The organism is Rhizobium anhuiense, assembly GCF_003985145.1.
Classification (GTDB): domain Bacteria; phylum Pseudomonadota; class Alphaproteobacteria; order Rhizobiales; family Rhizobiaceae; genus Rhizobium; species Rhizobium anhuiense.
In genome coordinates this window covers 1-1,325 of record NZ_ML133559.1, presented here as the reverse complement: position 1 = coordinate 1,325, position 1,325 = coordinate 1, and the positions used below count along the sequence as shown (strand labels likewise).

Sequence of the window (1,325 nt, the reverse complement as noted above, 5' to 3'; positions counted from 1 at the left end):
GGCGCCAGCTTCTTCCAGATCTTCCGGCGCATCATGCTGCCGAACTCGCTGCCGATCATCGTCGTCACCGTCATCTACCAGTTCACCAATATCTGGAACGACTTCCTGTTTGCCTCGGCCTATGCCGGCACCGGCGATTCCATGCCGATGACGGTGGCGCTGAACAATGTCGTCAACACCTCGACCGGGGTGGTCGAATACAATGTCAACATGGCGGCGGCGATGATCGCCGCCGTGCCGACGCTCATCGTCTATATCCTCGCCGGCCGCTACTTCGTGCGCGGTCTGATGGCGGGCGCTGTCAAAGGGTAATCCATGGCCTTCCTCGAAATCTCCGGTCTTAAAAAGCGCTTCGGCGCCGTCGACATTCTCAAGGGCATCGACCTCGAACTCGACAAGGGCGGCTTTCTCGTGCTGGTCGGCCCGTCCGGCTGCGGCAAGTCCACCCTGCTCAACACCATTGCCGGGCTGGAGACGATCACCTCGGGCGATATCAGGATCGACGGGCGCGACATCAGCGGCCTGCATCCCTCCAAGCGCGACATCGCCATGGTGTTCCAGTCCTATGCGCTCTATCCGAACATGACGGTGGCGGGCAACATCGCCTTCGGCATGGAGATCCGCGGCGTGCCGAAGGACGAACGTGCCAAGGCGATCAAGCAGGTCTCCGACATGCTGCAGATCGGCCATCTGCTCGACCGCAAGCCGAGCCAGCTGTCGGGCGGCCAGCGCCAGCGCGTCGCCATGGGGAGAGCCTTGGTGCGCAACCCGCAGGTCTTCCTGTTCGATGAACCGCTCTCCAATCTCGATGCCAAGCTGCGCGTCGACATGCGCACCGAGATCAAGCGGCTGCATCAGCGCATGGGCACCACCTTCGTCTATGTCACCCATGATCAGATCGAGGCGATGACGCTGGCGACCAAGATCGCCGTGCTGAAGGACGGGGTGCTGCAGCAGTTCGGCACGCCGGCCGAGATCTATAACAGCCCCTCCAACATCTTCGTCGCCGACTTCATGGGATCGCCGGCGATGAACCTCTTGACCGCCACCGTCGAAAACGGCGCCGGTGGGCTGGAAGTCTCGCTGGAGCGGCCGAATGCCGCCCCGCTCAAGCTGCCCGTCATGGCTGGCAACAATGGCCTGACCACCTATACCGGCAGACAGGTGATCTTCGGCATCCGGCCCGAGGCGCTGACCGATCCCGACGGCGCCGACCGCAAGGCGCGCATGCTGAGCGAGGGCGACTGCCTGATCGAGGTGGTCGAACCGGCCGGCTCCGACACCTTCGCCGTCACCAAGCTCGGCGGCAAGTCCGTCGTCGCCCG

At 63.5% G+C, this 1,325-nt stretch carries 2 protein-coding genes; both read left to right on the top strand.

Features of this window, described 5'->3' with window-relative positions:
- Positions 1 to 312 (top strand): carbohydrate ABC transporter permease (locus tag EEQ99_RS34320; protein ID WP_164736011.1); only part of this gene is annotated, 312 nt, incomplete at its 5' end.
- A gap of 3 nt (positions 313 to 315) precedes the next feature.
- A partial coding sequence (locus EEQ99_RS34315; protein ID WP_164736010.1) for an ABC transporter ATP-binding protein occupies positions 316 to 1,325 on the top strand: 1,010 nt, incomplete at its 3' end.